Genomic DNA, 344 nt, shown 5'->3' on the forward strand with positions numbered 1-344 from the left:
CCCGAGGCATTTCGTCGTTCGCCACGTCCTTCTTCGGCTCCTAGCGCCTAGGCATCCTCCGTGTGCCCTTATTAGCTTGACCTTGCATTCGCACAAGTGCGGATACCTGATCATCTATAACAAGGTTATTGGATGATTCTAGTTACATAATTCGCTATCTAGTTTTCAAGGAACAACGGATTCGCGCCACTGACAATCCGAAGAAGATCAGGGCAGTAAAAAGTTTGAAAAGAGAAGGAAATTCTCCTTTCAAAACTGACAACGAGTGATTGAAGTTGTGAAGGCCGAAGCCTTCTTGACTGGGTGCGCTTCGGCACCCGAGTCTCCATAGAAAGGAGGTGATC

Annotated in this window: 1 rRNA gene; it reads right to left on the bottom strand. The window is 47.7% G+C overall.

The annotated features are described in order from the left end of the window. A 23S ribosomal RNA gene (locus tag EDM21_RS24485) occupies nt 1–82 on the bottom strand; the annotation flags it as partial. Nucleotides 83–344: the final 262 nt, after the last annotated feature.

This window comes from Paenibacillus lutrae (assembly GCF_009757775.1).
Taxonomy (GTDB): domain Bacteria; phylum Bacillota; class Bacilli; order Paenibacillales; family NBRC-103111; genus Paenibacillus_F; species Paenibacillus_F lutrae.